Here is a 16,180-nt window from a genome sequence, read left to right as displayed (position 1 = left end):
GAGCACGGCGCACAGGATGCACGTTATTCCAATCGCCGTACGCGGCGTTACCGGTTTCCCGAAGAGGGCGGCGCCGGCCGCAGTTCACCGTTCCGTCCGCCTGCCAAGCTGATAGATATCGTCTCTCCGGTTTTCCAGGGTAAATACCTGTTTTCTTACCTTGTCCAGATAATCCAGATCAATCTCAGCGGTGATGACGCAGGGGTGGTCGGGCGCCTTGGCAATAACGTTTCCCCACGGATCCACGACCAGTGATTTTGCGTAGGCCTGGAACTTCGGCTTGATGCCGTACTGGCCGGGTGCAATTACATAGCAGCCGTTTTCAATTGCACGGGTGCGGAGAATGGTCTCCCAGTGATCTTTGCCGGTATTCAGGGTAAAATCGGCCGGCACAAACAGTATCTGCGCTCCTTCTAAGGCCATCAGGCGGTACATTTCACAGAACCGCATGTCATAACAGATGGAAAGACCCCAGTGTCCTGTCTCTTTCGTATCCACGGTTACAATTTCCTCCCCCGGACAGATGCGGTCCGATTCCCGGACCGTGGGGCCGTTTTTAATTACGACATCAAAGGGGTGCATCTTGTGGTATTTGGCTTTCAGTTCCCCGTCCGGCCCGATTACCATCGTGCAGTTATACGGCCGTGGATCGCTTGGATTCTTTTCGTAAATGCTTCCGCAGTGGAGCCAGACGTGATGCTTCTTTGCCAGCGCCGAAAGTGTGAGGAATGTCTTTCCTCCGGGAACTTCTTCCGCGTATTTTGCACTCTCGTCACCCACGTAGTTCACATTTTCCGGCATTGCTATCAAAGCGGCATTTTTTGCGGCGGCTTCTCCGATAAAGGCCGTCAGTGTTTTCAGGTTCTGGTCAATGTCATTGCCGGAATCCATCTGGATGACGGCGGCTGTAAATTTATTCATGTATTTTCTCCTTCTAAGATGGCTGGCCGCTAAACTCGTTCTTCATAAAGGTGACAATCCTGTCTACACATTTGGCGACGATCGCCTCGCCCTTTTCCCTGGTTCCGATTGTAGCGTCTCCGAGGATTCCGTTCGGCGTCTTGTCCATGAACTCCGTGTAAGTGACGATATCCGGGTATTTTGTGTATTCCTCCGGCATTTTAATGCACTCTGTTTTGGTCAGATCCACATATTCCGGGTGGAGATAGAGCATTACCGAGGTGCCGCACTCACTGGCATGTCCGTGCGCCATCCATCCCGTGTTTTCACAGATTCCAACGGAGTTTGGCTGGGTGAACCTCCACCAGTCAATCTGGGCGCAGGTAATTCCGGATGAGCGCTGGTATTCCCTGCAAAGCTGGCTGATAATCGGCACGTTGCCGGCGTGCATGTTGATGAACATAAAGTTCTTAAAACCCCAGTGGACTAAGGAGTCCATAATGTCCCGCATCATCAGGTAATAGGTCTGCGGCATAATCTTGATTGTTCCCGGGAACCCATAGAGAGCGGCCGATTCGCCCACCTCGATAAACGGTCCTATCATCGCGTTCGTCTTTTCCGCCACCATTTCGCAGATCGCCTTTGAAACGATGGAATCGGAACCGAGCGGAAGCTGCGGGCCGTAGACCTCGATTGCTCCGGCAGGAATGATAACTGTATCACAGCCGGCTTTCCTTTCTACAAATTCGGTCCAGCTCATTTCTTTTATCCAGTTTGTATTTTTCATTTTTTTCTCCTCTTTTAATTCAATCATTAAACTGTAGTTTTATATAGTCTTATTCCTGTATTTCTTTCCGAAAAAGATTCCGGCTCCCAGAAGTATCAGCAGAAGTCCCCAGCTCCACAGATATACAAACATCGGACGGGTCATAATCAGCGCGATAAATACGAGCGTATACTGAAGCTGGTAGGTGTAGCCCAGGGTGCTGGAGGAAGTGATGTTCGTAGCCGCATTCGTCTGGAAATCGGGATCGACTACCTTTAACAGCAGCAGGCCGGTAGCCAGGACTCCGCAGCACTGTCCGAAGAGCCCCACCGATGTCTCAAAACAGTCGTCCTTCGGAAGGATCCATTTTGCCAGGATAAAACTTGCAAAATAGGTAACTGCGGCGACCGCGAGGCCAACCACGATAAGCGGTACCGCATAGGTTGTGAAAACGCTGATGCTGGTCGTTGCAAGGGCGGCGGCTATCATGTACTCCAGGGCGCTTCCCGAGATTCTCACGACGGTTTTGCGGTCTATCATATCGTTGACCTTTTTCGCATTCTGTGTCAGCAGGCAGAAGATTGCGCTGAAGATCAGGCAGCAGGCAAACAGAGGAAGATTCTTGAAAAACGGATTGATTTTTATCAGTCCCGTCCTCACGATATGGCCGCATAAGATGATAAAGCCGACCAGCATGACCTGGGAGCCAAGGGGATCGAGCGCTGCGGAGGATGTCACCGCGTTGCCGATGGAAGGCCGTTCAGCCTCCGGATAAAATCCCGTCAGCATGCTTTCCGGCATCTCTTCCCGTTTCATTTTTACCTTTGTTATGCCCTTCTGGGCCGCTCTGTTGATTTGGAACATTCCGCAGATGACACCGGTCAGAAGTCCGATTGTGGCAAAGGTGGCGCCCACCTGTTCGCCGGACGCCATATAGCCCGCGTCGTCAAAGATGGTTCCGCCTGCAATTGCCATGGAATGTCCCCCGTAAAATCCCAGAACAGGCAGGATTCCAAAACCGAATTTCAGGTCTGCAAAGACGAGGCCCAGAAGGAAGGTGACGGTCAATCCGGCGATAATCTGCATCTGATGAATTGTTCCGGCTAAAAAATAAGTCTGCATTGCTTCCCCGGACACCTTTTCCAGCTTAAGTCCCAGGAAGGAACAACTGAAAACAATGGCGCTCAGCACACCCGCCCACTGGCCGATGGATGATGAAAATGAAAAGCATACCGGAGAAAATTTCCCCAGGACCTGAGGTCCGAGGAGCAGTCCTAAAATCCCTGCTATTAATGAAACCGGGATATAATATATCTGTAAAAATTTAATTTTTCTTCTCAGCCAAGCCCCCGCTACGAGAAGAATACTGATCATTGAAAAGTCAATTAAAACATCTGCCAGCGTCATACCTATCTCCTTTACGTATCATACTTTACCGGAATTAATCCGGTATTCCCCATGATTCCTTACGTTCACTTTGAATTTTGTTCCCTTATTGACTTTGTTTGATTACCTCCTTAAGGCAAAATGTTCTGCGCAGTACACTTTGTATTATTTAATACATAAAGTATAATCTACTACTTTTTCACTGTCAATTGTGCTTCATGCTGAAAGTCGAATGAAATTTTTGTCGAAAATAGCCAGCTCTGCCAGAGTTTCTTTTGAATTTCGTCCTTTTATACAATAACGATTCCAGGTAAAGGAGAAAACAGGCTTGTATTCCGGCACTTTTTACAACAGAGTACAATAAATCTATTTTTTTTCCACCCGCTGCAGTCTGTCTCGCGGAGTGAACAGTAACAAATTCTGAGAACGTTCCGTCAAATTAAAAACTCCTGCATACCACATAAAAATGAGAGTGGTATGCAGGAGATAGTTGTGCTGCTGTTTTACAGTAAAGAGAATTTCATAAATTCTTCAATATATGGCTCCAGTTCTTTCGCCCGTTTTGGGGAATAGATGAGAAAACCCTCCTCACGCGGACCTTTTTCGGATTCTGCGTATGGTATTTCGATGAGCTGTCCCGATTCCAGAAAGGAAGAGGCAATCCGGGAGGGTAGGGGAACGGCAGTGATTTTAGGTGCACTGAGAGAGCTGATTGAGAAAGGGGAGGTGAGAAGCACCGATCGGGTGATGGCGGTTGCTACATCGCATGGGTTTAAGAATATGCCGTAGGGACGGTCTTGGGGTCACGGCGAAAGAGTCCGGCTTGCCGGACTCTTTCTGATGTTCTTTTTATGCTTTGCCGTTTTTTAAAAACAGGAGCTGCCGCAGGCGCTCACATTGCCGTCACATTCTTCTTCCTCGCCGTCCTCGTGATGATGGCCGCAGGAGGAGGTGCAGGTAGCGCAGGAACCGGCTGTGTCAAAGTGAAGCGCTCCGCCGAGAAAATCAGCTACCCTCTCATCCGCCTCACCCGAAGCGCCGCCCAGAATCTGGATTCCTGCATTCTTAAGAGCTGCCACGGCTCCGACGCCAATGCCGCCGCAGATCAGTACGTTAACGCCTCTCTCCGCGAGGAAATCTGCCAGAGCGGCATGGCCGCTTCCGTTGGTATCGACAACCTCGGAGGAGAGGATCTCATCATCCACCGTGTCATAAATTTTAAAATTCTCTGATTTGCCAAAGTGCTGGAACACCTGGCCGTCTGTGTAAGGTACTGCAATTTTCATGTGATGCCTTCCTTTCCATGCTTTCTGCATTAAAACGTTCAGCTGGCCGTATCGTTTACAGAATGAGAAATTTAAACGGCCGGCTAAGTATGATTGTACGTTTTTCCTGCCGCTTTTTCAAGTCTTCTCAATCAGTTTGATTTTACTTCTTTCCACAGATTGTTGTAAACCGCATCCGTCTCATCGCCGAGATAACGGTAAACTTCACAGTTGTCCAGCTTATCCATATCCGGGAATACGGCTTTGTTGTTCTGCATATCCTCGTCCAGAAGAGCCTTGGCCGCCTTATTCGGCGTTGCATAGGTGATGTATTCAAAGTTTTTCAGGGCGATATCAGGACGGCAGAGGAAATCAATCCACTTCTCGGCGTTTTCTTTATTCTTTGCACTGGCCGGGATGACCCAGGAATCAATCCACAGGTTGGTGCCTTCCTCGGGAAGGACATATTCCAGAGAGTAATCAAGATTCTGGGCCTCCACCTCCTCCTGGATGTAGAGCATCTCGCCCGAGTAGATAACACCCAGGGCCGCTTCGCCGCCGATCATCTTATCGCGGACCTGATCGATGACATAGGCCTGGACGAGCGGTTTCTGTGCAATCAAATCGGCCTTGGCGGCCTGAAGCTCATTGATATCTTCGGTATTCATTGAATACCCCTGTGCTTTCAGGGCTACCATGAAGGCGTCGCGGACGCTGTCCTGCATAAGGATTTCTCCCTTGTATTCCGGGTTCCACAGGTCGGACCATTTTTCGGGAACCGGAAGGCCGCGCTCCTCAATTGTCTTAGTGTTATAAAGGATTCCCACGGTGCCCCAGGTATATGGCACGGAGTAGAGATTCTCCGGGTCAAATTCCCGCGACATTTCGATAAACTTGGGATCGATGTTAGCAAGGTTCGGGATATTGTCAAAATCAATCTCGGCCAGAAGACCGTTCTCGGCCATTTTCTGAATCATATAGTCGGACGGACAGACGACGTCATAATTTACCGCCCCAGCCTCGATGACGGGGTACATCTCCTCATTTGTTTCAAACAGGTCATAGGTGACTTTGATGCCCGTCTCCGCCTCAAACTCCTCAATGACGGAATCATCGATGTATTCGCCCCAGTTGTAGACGAAAAGTTCGTTGGAATGCTTGGTAGAGTAACGTCCGTAGGTGGTAAAACCGACCACGCAGACGATCACTGCCGTGGCAAATCCGAGTACGCCGCGCTTAATGTTGCTGTTTCTCTTCCTGCGCCTGATACTTTCATCCAGGGAAATCGTTCCCGCGGTCTTTTTCGGTTCATCCGGAGAAAAGTTAGTGATGATTAAAAGCACCAGGACCGTCATGAAAATAATCGTGGACAGAGCATACATGGACGGCTTGATCCCACGCCTCACCTCGCTGTAAATCAGCGTGGACAGGGTGTCGATGCCTGCACCCCTGGTGAAATGGGTGATGATAAAGTCGTCTAACGACATGGTAAAAGCCATCAGAAAACCGGACAGCACTCCCGGCATAATGTCGGGGAAGACCACCTTGAAAAATGCCTGCACCGGGCCTGCGCCCAGATCCATGGCCGCCTCATAGGTGGACTTGTTCGTCTGTTTCAGCTTCGGCATGACGCTCAGGATGACGTAGGGAATGTTAAATGTAATATGGGCGATTAAAACGGTTTTGAATCCCAGGGAGATACCGAAGGCGATAAATGCCAGCATCAGGGAAATACCAGTTACAATCTCGGAATTTAACATCGGAATGTTATTTACGCCCATGACAATGGTGCGCGGCACTTTTTTCATGCTGTTAATGCCGATGCCGGCCACGGTTCCGATAATCGTGGCAATGAGCGCCGAGGCGAAAGCGATAAGCAGCGTGTTATAGAGGGCGTTCATAATCGCCTGGTTCTCAAACATCTGCGAATACCATTTTGTCGTAAAGCCGCCCCAGAGTGTTCTGGACTTTGTATTATTAAAGGACAAAACCATCATTGTGACAATAGGAGCATACAAAAATATCAGGATCAGCACCAGGTAAAAATCCTGGAAAAACTGTTTTAACGTATATTTTCTCATCAGAATGCCGTACCCTCCCCTTCTTTATCGTATTTGGCAATGAGGGCCATACTCAGTAAAATGAATACCATCAGCACGAGGGAGAGGCCGGAACCCAGGTTCCAGTTGCTTCCTTTTGTAAATTCCTGCTCGATGACGTTGCCGATCAGGAGGATCTTGCTGCCGCCCAGAAGATTTGAGATAACGAAAGTGGTCAGGGCGGGAACGAAAACCATCGTGATGCCGCTGATGATGCCGGGCAGGCTTAAGGGAATCCAGATATGGGTAAGCGTCTGGAAATCGTTGGCGCCCAAATCCTTGGCCGCATTGATGGTGTTGTCGTCGATTTTGGCAAGCACGTTGTAAATCGGAAGAATCATGAAAGGCAGGAAGTTGTAAACCATGCCCAGGATGATAGCCCACGGTGTATTGATAATGGCGATATTCGGCAGGTGCAGAAAGTTCAGGATGCCGTTGATAACGCCGTTTTTCTCAAGCAGGGTCTGCCAGGCCAGGGTGCGCAGCAGGAAATTCATCCACATCGGAAGGATGAAGATAAACACCATAAAACTGCCCTGTCCGATGTCCTTTTTACGGAGAATCATAGCCAGCGGATAAGCCAGCACGAGACAGATCAGTGTGCTTAAGAGCGACAGGCCAAGGGAGAGAAAAAGCGCCTTGGCGTGTTCGAGCGTACCGATTGCCAGCACGTTTGACAGTGTAAATGCTCCGCTTTTGTCGGTCAGGCCGTAGAAGACGATCAGCAGAAGCGGGATGATGGTAAAACCGATCATCCAGACGATATAAGGGCCGGCCAGAAGCCGTTTTACAGATTTATTCATCGATACTTACCGCCTCCTCATCTTCAGAGGCTGGTTTATTCATAATCTGGATATCAAAAGGATCAACGTGGATGCCGACCTTCTCGCCCACCGGGCACATATCCGTACTGTGAACCAGCCATTCAAAACCGTCGGGGGTCGTAACCTCCATCTCATAGTGCACACCCTTGAAAATCAGGTGGGTGACAACGCCTTCCAGAGTTCCCAGCTCCGGTTTCACAAGGTCGATGTCCTCGGGTCGGATGACCACGTCCACCGGCTGTCTTACTCCGAATCCGCGGTCTACACAGGGAAACTTTGCGCCGAAGATTTCCACCAGCTCGTCGTGGAGCATCAGCCCGTCCACAATATTACTCTCGCCGATAAAATCGGCTACAAAGGCGTTCTCCGGCTCATTGTAGATCTGTTCCGGGGAACCCATCTGCTGGATGTAGCCCTGGTTCATGACGACGATGGTGTCGGACATGGTCAGCGCTTCCTCCTGGTCGTGGGTTACATAGATAAATGTAATTCCCAGCTCATTTTTCAGCCGGATCAGCTCGTACTGCATGTCCTGGCGGAGCTTGAGATCCAGGGCTCCGAGCGGCTCGTCCAAAAGCAGGACCTTCGGCTCATTCACGATGGCGCGGGCAATGGCGATACGCTGCTGCTGTCCGCCGCTGAGCGAGTCGACGGAACGGTTTTCAAAGCCGTCCAGATTAACAAGTTTTAAAGCGTATTTGATCTTATCATCGATATATTGCTTGGGTTTATTCTTGATTTTAAGGCCGAATGCGATATTGTCGGCAATGCTCATATGGGGAAACAGGGCGTATTTCTGAAATACGGTGTTTAGCTGGCGTTTGTTGGGCGGGAGTTTGGTAATGTCGTTTCCGCCGAAAATTACTTTCCCGCTGTCAGCGGATTCGAAACCGCCGATGATGCGAAGGGTGGTCGTCTTGCCGCAGCCGCTGGGGCCGAGGAGGGTGACGAAGGAATTCTCCTTAACGGAGAGGGAGAGATCATCAAGGACAACATTGCTGTCGTAGCTCTTGGTTATGTTAACTAAATCAATTAATGGCTGGCTCATAGTTTTCCTCCGTGTGTAATAATTATTAAAAGCTTGGCGGAGAGCTGACCCAGATGATGGATGCCCCCGATTTGCTAGACAGGTAATGTGTCTTGTCGCTTATATAGTAGAAGGATTCCCCTTTTTTAGCTTTATAAGTACGGTTTCCCAGGTGGATGGAGATACTGCCCTGCAGGACGTAGCCGAATTCCTCCCCCTCATGCGGAGCGTCCGGATAGGTGGAGCCGTCGGGCGAAAGGACAAGGTGGATTGGTTCCATGATGTTCTTCTGGGCGTTCGGGATAATCCACTTGATTTCATTTTTAAGTTCCGTGTCCTCTTTTGTAAAATAATCACTCTTTCCAAAGACGATCTGTTCCTCCGGCGTTTCATTGAAAAATTCGCCGATGGTAGTACCCAGACACTGCAGAATATCCATCAGTGTGGCGATGGACGGAGAGGTCAGATCCCTCTCAAGCTGGGAGATAAATCCCTTGGAAAGCTCTGCGCGGTCCGCCAGTTCTTCCTGGGTCAGTCCCTTTAATGTCCGCAGCTCTTTCAGTTTGGCTCCGATATTCACGGCTTCCTCCTTTCGTGCGGGATGTTTTTCGCAGCGCGTGATTACCGCACTGTTATTACCGTACTCTTATTTTGCGTTTTAATTCTGTTATTATAAGGAAAAAGTTTACCATTACTAAATGAATGTAAAATTAACTTAAAAGTTTAGCAATAATAAACATGACGCAAGTATAATTATACAGGAACTGCGACTGCTGTCAATAGTTTTTAGGGTAATTCGGAGAAAAATGCCGAAGCGTGTTGAAAGGCCGTTCCGGCAGGGTTTTGGCGGGGAGGCAAGGCGCCGGATGGCAGGGATTGGAAGAGAAACGGGACTGCCTCAGGAGGCGATTGACAACAGGGATGAAAAAGATGATAATAGATGTAAAAAATGCCCGAAAACTGATTAAAATGGGTGCAAAAATAACGCGGTGCTGGTAAAATAGAGGGAAAGAGCAGCCGGACCGGCGCGCAGGAACACAGATAACCGCAGGGAAAGGCAACATGCGGCCGACAAATTAAAGGGACAGTTATGAGGAGGAAAAGAGATGCAGAATAAATACATGGCTTACGTAGGGTCTTATTCATACAACGGACAGGCTAAGGGTATCACCGTTTATGACGTGGATGTGGCTAAGGGCTGTTTTAATTACAGGTGTGAAGTGGAAGTGGACAACTCCTCCTATCTGACCGTATCAAGTGATGGAAGAACCCTGTATTCAATTGCAGACGAAGGCATTGTTTCCTTCCGCATCATGCAGAATGGGGGCCTGTCCAGGCTGAACAGCGTGAATATCAAGGCGATGCGCGGCTGTCATATCGCAACGGACGCGACCGATGAATATATTTTTGTATCAGGATACCACGACGGAAAAGAGACGGTACTGAGGCTGAATGGGGACGGCTCCGTCGGCGAGATTACGGACGGTGTATTCCATAAGGGCCTTGGAAGTGTTGCGGAGCGTACGTTCCGTCCGCATGTAAGCTGCGGCGCCAGGACGCCGGACGGCCATTTCGTACTGGTTGCCGATCTTGGGATTGACCAGGTAAAGGTATACCGTTTTGATGAGAAAAAGGGCCTCCTCACCCAGGTAGACGCCCTCCGCTGCGAACTGGAATCGGGTCCGCGGCAGTTCCTGTTCAGCAAAGACGGCAAATTTATTTATCTGATGTATGAAGTCAGAAACGTAATCGACGTATTTACCTATGATTATGAAGAAGGGGACCGCGTTCCCCGTTTTGAAAAAATACAGACCATTGCATCGACGGCTCCTGAGCGTTTGAGTCAGTTGACCGCAGCCTGTGCTATCCGGTTATCACCGAAAGAGGATTATCTCTACTGCAGCAACGCGGGGGATAACTCGGTCAGCGTATACCGGAGAGATACCGATACGGGCGTGCTGACACTGCTTTGCTGCCTGCCGATCAGCGGAGATTATCCAAAGGATGTCGCCGTTTTCCCGGATGAGAAGCATCTGGCTTCCATCAATCACGCCAGCAACAGCATATCCTTCTTTGAGGTGGACTATGAAAAGGGACTGCTGGTGATGTGCTGCAGAAGCATTGCGGTCAACGAGCCGAACTGCTGCGTGATTACAAAGGTACCGGACGGAAATTCCGGTGGGAAGAAGAGGAAATAAGCATGGCTGGTTCTACATTTGGCAGAATACTTACAATGACCACCTGGGGAGAGTCCCACGGCGCCGGAGTCGGCGTGGTGGTGGACGGCTGTCCGGCTGGTCTTTCACTGACGGAAGAAGACATCCAGAAATACCTGGACAGAAGAAAACCGGGGCAGAGCCGGTTTACGACAAAGAGAAGTGAGAGCGACTCCGTGGAAATATTATCGGGCGTATTTGAAGGAAAGACGACGGGAACTCCGATTGCGATGCTGGTCAGAAACCAGGATCAGCACTCTAAAGACTATAGTGAGATAGCCGGCTATTACAGGCCCGGCCACGCAGACTATACCTTTGATGAAAAATACGGTTTCAGAGATTACCGCGGCGGCGGCCGTTCCTCCGGCCGCGAGACCATTGCCCGCGTAGCCGCCGGAGCGGTGGCCGCGAAGATGCTGGAGGGGCTGGGAATTAAGGTGACTGCCTATACAAAGGCTATCGGCCCTATATCGGTGCAGCCGGAGCGGTTTGATCTGGAAGAATGCATCAGGAACAAGCTCTATATGCCGGATGCCGTGGCTGCTGCGGAAGCAGCGGCTTTTCTGGAAGAGAAAATGGCTCAGAAGGACTCGGCCGGGGGAATCGTGGAATGTGTGATATCGGGCGTGCCGGCCGGGATCGGAGATCCGGTGTTTGAGAAGCTGGACGCTAATCTGGCTAAGGCAATCTGCTCGATTGGAGCGGTGAAAGGATTTGAGATAGGCGACGGATTCGGGGCGGCTAAGACGGTTGGGTCTGTGAATAATGACGAGTTTTGTGTTGTGGGAAAGGGTGATGGGCGGTTTTTGGAGACGGCCGGGGCGGTGAATGTGGCTGGGGCGGTTAAGACGGCCGGGCCAGGGAAGATTGGGAAACGAACAAATCATGCCGGAGGTGTGCTGGGCGGAATCAGCGATGGAAGTGAGATTGTATTCCGGGCCGCTTTTAAACCGACCCCGTCGATTGCCTCTGTACAGAAAACGGTCAACCGGGACGGCGAGGAGATGGAGGTCACTATTAAAGGACGCCATGATCCGATTATTGTGCCGAGGGCGGTCGTCGTTGTGGAGATGATGGCGGCATTTACCGTGGCGGATATGATGCTGGCGGGGATGACGTCGAGGATGGATAGGATTCGGGAATTTTATATGATATAAAGTTTATGATTTTAAAATAAGGGAGTGTGGGAGATGCTGCAGTGAGTGCAGCGTCTCTTTTGATATTGATGACGACAGGTTGTATTTTCTGAAGAAATGATTGCGGTGGAGGAATGTTTGTGGTGGAGGAACGATCGTGTTAGAGGAAAAGATTGTGTTAGAGGAAAAGCATCAGGCAGGAATATCGGAAGAGGCAGAAACTGCGGATCAGTTAAAGGAAATAGGTGACAAGGTTAAAACTGCGGTGAGAGAGCTTTTGGATACAGCGGGAATGGGGAAAGGCCAGATTATGGTTATCGGCTGTTCTTCCAGTGAGATCGCGGCACACAGGATTGGCTCCTATTCCAGCGCGGAAATTGGGCAGGCAGTGTACAATGCACTGATGAAGGAATTGGCTCCGAGAGGAATCTATCTGGCGGCTCAGTGCTGTGAACATTTAAACCGGGCGCTGATTCTGGAAAAAGAGGCGGCAGAAAAATATGGGTATGAGATGGTGAATGTTGTTCCTCAGTTGAAGGCGGGGGGCTCTTTTGCAACGGCGGCATATGCAGGGATGAAGGCGCCTGCCGCAGTGGAACGGATTCAGGCCCATGCAGGGATTGATATCGGAGATACGCTAATTGGCATGCATTTGAGGGCGGTTGCTGTTCCGGTGCGGATTTCGGTGAAGGAGATCGGCGGGGCACATGTGGTTTGTGCGAGGACCAGGCTTAAGTATATCGGCGGTGAGAGGGCGAGATATTTTTGATGGGGAATGAGGAATGTGAGCAGAGGACGGGAGAGGAAGCTGTGGTATTGAGGTTGGAGAAGGTGGGAGTGAAAATTCGGGAGGGATGGAAATACAAGGTGTATAGCCCCTGGGGGGATAGAGCCCCAGGAGGGATAGATACTAAGTGGCTATAAATTCGGGGGTGCTATGGATACAGAGGCGATTAAGACAGGAAAGTCGAAAATATTATAAGGGAAATGTGGAGATAAACGCGTGGATATTAAGAAAAATGATGTATTTGAATTGACGATAGAGGACATGAGCGAGAGCGGTGAAGGCGTTGGAAAATTGGATGGTTACATCTGGTTTGTTAAGGACGCAATAATTGGGGACAGGATTGAGGCAAAGGCCATGAAAATGAAAAAGAATTATGGTTTTGCCAGATTGTTACAGGTGTTGGAACCGTCCGCAGGCCGTGTGAAAGAAAGATGTCCCGTGGCGCGCCAGTGCGGCGGATGCCAACTTCAGATGATGGACTATGACGAACAGCTTAAATTTAAAGAGAGAAAAGTATATAATAATCTGAAACGGATCGGCGGATTGGAGAATCTTTACTTACCAGGAGAGGATTTATCGGGTGATAAGAACGGCCTGTCTGCCGCGGCCGAACAGAAGCCGGTAGTGATGGAACCGATTATTGGAATGGAAGAGCCTTGGCGTTACAGGAATAAGGCGCAGTTTCCATTTGGCATGAATAGAGAGAATCAGGTGATAACCGGATTTTATGCGGGAAGAACCCACTGTATTATTGAAAATGAGGATTGCCTGCTGGGAGTTCGGGAGAATAGGGAGATTCTGGAGATTGTAAAAGCTGTCATGAACCAGTATGGAATGAAACCATACCAGGAAGAGACACATTCCGGTCTGGTAAGGCACGTTCTGATCCGGAAGGGGTTTAAGACCGGAGAAGTGATGGTATGTCTTGTGCTGAATGGGAAAAAACTGCCTCATTCGGATGTTTTTGTGGAAAAACTGCTGGAAGTTCCGGGGATGACCAGTATTTCTTATAATGTGAATACGGAAAAGACAAATGTAATTCTTGGACGCGAGATTGTAAATCTGTATGGACCGGGATATATAACAGATTTTATTGGAAATGTAAAGTACAGAATCTCGCCATTGTCCTTCTATCAGGTGAATCCAATCCAGACGGAGCGGCTCTATGGAACGGCGCTTGAATATGCCGGTTTGACTGGGGAGGAGACGGTCTGGGATTTATACTGCGGGATTGGAACTATCTCGCTGTTTCTGTCACAAAAGGCAAAGAAAGTTTATGGCGTTGAGATAGTGCCGCAGGCGATAGAGGATGCGAGAGAGAACGCCGCACTGAACGCAATTGAGAATGTCGAGTTTTTTGTTGGAAAGGCAGAGGAAGTGCTGCCGCAGCAGTATGAGAAGGATAAGGTTTATGCGGATGTGATCGTTGTGGATCCACCGAGAAAGGGATGTGACAGCGTCTGCCTTGATACAATTGCCAGGATGGGGCCGAAGAAGGTGGTTTATGTTAGCTGCGATTCGGCTACGCTGGCCAGGGATGTGAAGTATCTGAGGGAGAGAGGGTATGAGGTGGAGAGGGTTAGGTGTTGTGATATGTTTCCGATGACGGGGCATGTTGAAACAGTGGTTTTACTGGAGTGGAAAGCCCAGTAAATCAAAGGGTTCCGGGGGTTTGAGGCGGATATGTAGGTGTGCTTTCGGGGGTGGACAGAGTGAAATATGTTTCCGGTTACTGGGGGGGAAGGAAAATGAACATTTAGGCAAAAGTTGAGTTAATCATCAGACCTTATTGTCACTGCGATTTTATAAAATGATTAGAGATTACAATGCTTAAATGGGGGATACCTGTCTGAGGTTGATGAAATATTATTTGCTATTATATTTAGATGATGCTGAAGTATTTAGCGCGGAAACTTCATCAGTTGATGTATCAGTACGGACATCTGTAGTCATGAGACAAATCAAAGTTCGGGTTGGGTATACAAGTTTTTCAACTAATGTAAAAATAATTATAATAAACACTGTTGCTTTTCCGAATGTAAGATTTTAGACAGAGATTTTTTAGTTGCCTCTCATATTGCCAGATGGGCTGATAACGGTGAGAGGCGTGGAGGAACTTCAAATGGTTTGTGTTGATGTCCTAGTCATGATGAAGCATTTGAATTGGGTTATTATTCATTGAATGACAACTTTAGAATATGTGTCGAAAAAAATGACCATAGACAAACATTTAGGTAATATATTTCACGATATATAGTTATGACTATATCAAAAGATCATGTAAAACCAGATTGTGAAGCTCTTGCGGAACATAGAAGAAGGAACAATTTCTCAGTTAAGGGCAGTGGTTAGAGTATATATGTCTTACGATGGAGCGCTCTCACTACGGGCGTGGGATAATAAAGAGAATTATGATTTTAGGCAAGATATGGGTGTGTATTTATTATATTGATAGTAATTTTGTATAATGATAATTTGCTAAGGGAAAAATGAATGTTCTCGATATTGTACCTTTGATTGTGATTCTAATTATAAAATAAAAGGAGAACTAATTGTGTTTGATATTTTGAATCCAGCACCTAATGTTAATGTGTTATACCGACATTTATTAAAGGAGCATTCTGAAAGTTATTGTTATCGAGGTCAAATAAAGGAATATGATTTCTTGGTACCATCATTGTATAGAAAGCATATTGCATAAAACACGACCGTTATGCCAAGTGACGACGGTTGTATTTTTGCTAACTATTCCACTACTAATAACCAGGAAAAGGTTAAATATGGGTTTTTACCTGTCAATAATTCTACTAGTGGATACAGCGCACAACAACAGGTGAAATTGCAAGAAATGAGACGCTTAAATAAAGAGTTTGGGGGGAATGTTGGTAATATATTAGCTCAACAATATGGACTTAACTCAGAGTGTTTGGATATTACGTCAGATTTAAAAGCGGCATGTTTCTTTGCTACTCACCAGTACCCACATTATGAAATATATTCAGGTGGAGATGATTTAGGGGTCATATACAGATTTAAAATGGGAACACAACAATTCTCTTATACAGGTATTGAGACTATGAAAAGCATGTTATTTGAAATAAATAGTCCATATCCGTACCTCTTTGGGCATCATCGAAAAGCATTGGATGAGCAACAAATGATGTTGATTGATGAATATAAACCATATAGACCTGCTATAACATTTACACCATTTGTTATGATTAACTTTCCAAAAGTTAGAGATATTATATACTCATATGTTTCGGAGAATAATTCAGGCGGTTTTTTAACAGAGTTTTTAGAAACAACACGTCTGTTTAAACAAAGTGGTGGATTTATGATTTCTGCAATTTATTATCTGGCTTCAATACCTGTTAATACTACAACAGTATATAATGAACAGTTACAACAAAACATAAATAAACCAGGTCTGGCGATTCTAGATAAAATGATAGGCATTGAGGATGTTTCAAAATACTCTTTTGTAGAGAAGTTTTATTTTCATCAAGGTGCATTAACAAGCGATACCATTTCGGTTAATCGTGAAGAACTTTGGCCTAGTGTAAAGCATGATTATTATTTTAATCTTATTGCAAGAATGATTACATTATCTTGTTCAGATTATTTAGAAAAATATAATACAAATTATGATGACCAAGTATTAGGGGTATTAGATAGAGGTTATTATTAAAATTATTGTCAAAGGAAGATAAATAGGGGGCAGAAAATAAGCAGAGTATGAGCCTTTCCAATGGATATTGTTATTTAGTATTG

At 47.5% G+C, this 16,180-nt stretch carries 14 protein-coding genes; 6 read left to right on the top strand and 8 right to left on the bottom strand.

The annotated features are described in order from the left end of the window. Positions 1-84 precede the first annotated feature (84 nt). From EJL91_RS06275 to EJL91_RS06265, 3 genes are read right to left on the bottom strand one after another with little or no spacing between them, the layout of a single operon-like run. Positions 85-921, bottom strand: coding sequence for a carbon-nitrogen hydrolase family protein (locus EJL91_RS06275; RefSeq protein WP_125141131.1), 837 nt, complete (start codon positions 919-921; stop codon positions 85-87). A 13-nt stretch (positions 922-934) separates the two neighbouring features. Beyond that, positions 935-1,687: a creatininase family protein gene (locus EJL91_RS06270; RefSeq protein ID WP_206429473.1), complete on the bottom strand. Its 753-nt coding sequence runs from the start codon at positions 1,685-1,687 to the stop codon at positions 935-937. Positions 1,688-1,726: 39 nt separating this feature from the next. Further along, positions 1,727-3,073: a sodium/glutamate symporter gene (locus EJL91_RS06265; protein WP_125141130.1), complete on the bottom strand. Its 1,347-nt coding sequence runs from the start codon at positions 3,071-3,073 to the stop codon at positions 1,727-1,729. Positions 3,074-3,625: 552 nt separating this feature from the next. Between EJL91_RS06265 and EJL91_RS06260 the strand changes: the two genes are divergently transcribed. Continuing rightward, positions 3,626-3,841, top strand: coding sequence for a hypothetical protein (locus tag EJL91_RS06260; RefSeq protein WP_125141129.1), 216 nt, complete (start codon positions 3,626-3,628; stop codon positions 3,839-3,841). Positions 3,842-3,918: 77 nt separating this feature from the next. On the opposite strand, the gene EJL91_RS06255 is transcribed toward EJL91_RS06260, so the two are convergent. The 5 genes from EJL91_RS06255 to EJL91_RS06235 all read right to left on the bottom strand — a co-directional run bounded on the left by EJL91_RS06255 (position 3,919) and on the right by EJL91_RS06235 (position 8,847). After that, on the bottom strand, positions 3,919-4,338 hold the full coding sequence (locus tag EJL91_RS06255; RefSeq protein WP_125141128.1) for a NifB/NifX family molybdenum-iron cluster-binding protein: 420 nt from the start codon (positions 4,336-4,338) through the stop codon (positions 3,919-3,921). Positions 4,339-4,469: 131 nt separating this feature from the next. After that, positions 4,470-6,398, bottom strand: coding sequence for an extracellular solute-binding protein (locus tag EJL91_RS06250; RefSeq protein WP_125141127.1), 1,929 nt, complete (start codon positions 6,396-6,398; stop codon positions 4,470-4,472). Next, positions 6,398-7,219 carry an ABC transporter permease gene (locus EJL91_RS06245; RefSeq protein ID WP_125141126.1) on the bottom strand — a complete coding sequence of 274 codons (822 nt, stop codon included), beginning with the start codon at positions 7,217-7,219 and terminating at the stop codon, positions 6,398-6,400. The genes EJL91_RS06250 and EJL91_RS06245 overlap by 1 nt, the downstream gene beginning before the upstream one ends. Then, positions 7,212-8,288 (bottom strand): spermidine/putrescine ABC transporter ATP-binding protein, encoded by a 1,077-nt coding sequence (gene potA, locus EJL91_RS06240; RefSeq protein WP_125141125.1) that lies wholly within the window; start codon positions 8,286-8,288, stop codon positions 7,212-7,214. The genes EJL91_RS06245 and potA overlap by 8 nt, the downstream gene beginning before the upstream one ends. Positions 8,289-8,313: 25 nt before the next feature. Next, positions 8,314-8,847, bottom strand: coding sequence for a helix-turn-helix domain-containing protein (locus EJL91_RS06235; RefSeq protein WP_125141124.1), 534 nt, complete (start codon positions 8,845-8,847; stop codon positions 8,314-8,316). A gap of 526 nt (positions 8,848-9,373) precedes the next feature. Between EJL91_RS06235 and EJL91_RS06230 the strand changes: the two genes are divergently transcribed. The 5 genes from EJL91_RS06230 to EJL91_RS06210 all read left to right on the top strand — a co-directional run bounded on the left by EJL91_RS06230 (position 9,374) and on the right by EJL91_RS06210 (position 16,097). Further along, a complete protein-coding gene (locus tag EJL91_RS06230; protein WP_125141123.1) occupies positions 9,374-10,465 on the top strand; it encodes a lactonase family protein in 1,092 nt (363 codons plus the stop codon). A gap of 2 nt (positions 10,466-10,467) precedes the next feature. Next, positions 10,468-11,640, top strand: a complete 1,173-nt coding sequence (gene aroC, locus EJL91_RS06225) for a chorismate synthase (RefSeq protein WP_125141122.1) — start codon at positions 10,468-10,470, stop codon at positions 11,638-11,640. A gap of 220 nt (positions 11,641-11,860) precedes the next feature. Then, positions 11,861-12,388: a TIGR01440 family protein gene (locus EJL91_RS06220; RefSeq protein ID WP_423243438.1), complete on the top strand. Its 528-nt coding sequence runs from the start codon at positions 11,861-11,863 to the stop codon at positions 12,386-12,388. A gap of 240 nt (positions 12,389-12,628) precedes the next feature. Then, the gene (gene rlmD / locus EJL91_RS06215; protein ID WP_125142077.1) at positions 12,629-14,059 is read left to right on the top strand and encodes a 23S rRNA (uracil(1939)-C(5))-methyltransferase RlmD; all 1,431 of its coding nucleotides are present in this window, start codon (positions 12,629-12,631) and stop codon (positions 14,057-14,059) included. Positions 14,060-15,119: 1,060 nt separating this feature from the next. Continuing rightward, on the top strand, positions 15,120-16,097 hold the full coding sequence (locus EJL91_RS06210; protein ID WP_125141121.1) for a hypothetical protein: 978 nt from the start codon (positions 15,120-15,122) through the stop codon (positions 16,095-16,097). Positions 16,098-16,180: the final 83 nt, after the last annotated feature.

Origin of the sequence: Clostridium transplantifaecale (assembly GCF_900626075.1) — a bacterium.
GTDB lineage: Bacteria > Bacillota > Clostridia > Lachnospirales > Lachnospiraceae > Otoolea > Otoolea transplantifaecalis.
This window is presented reverse-complemented; position numbering and strand designations above follow the sequence as displayed.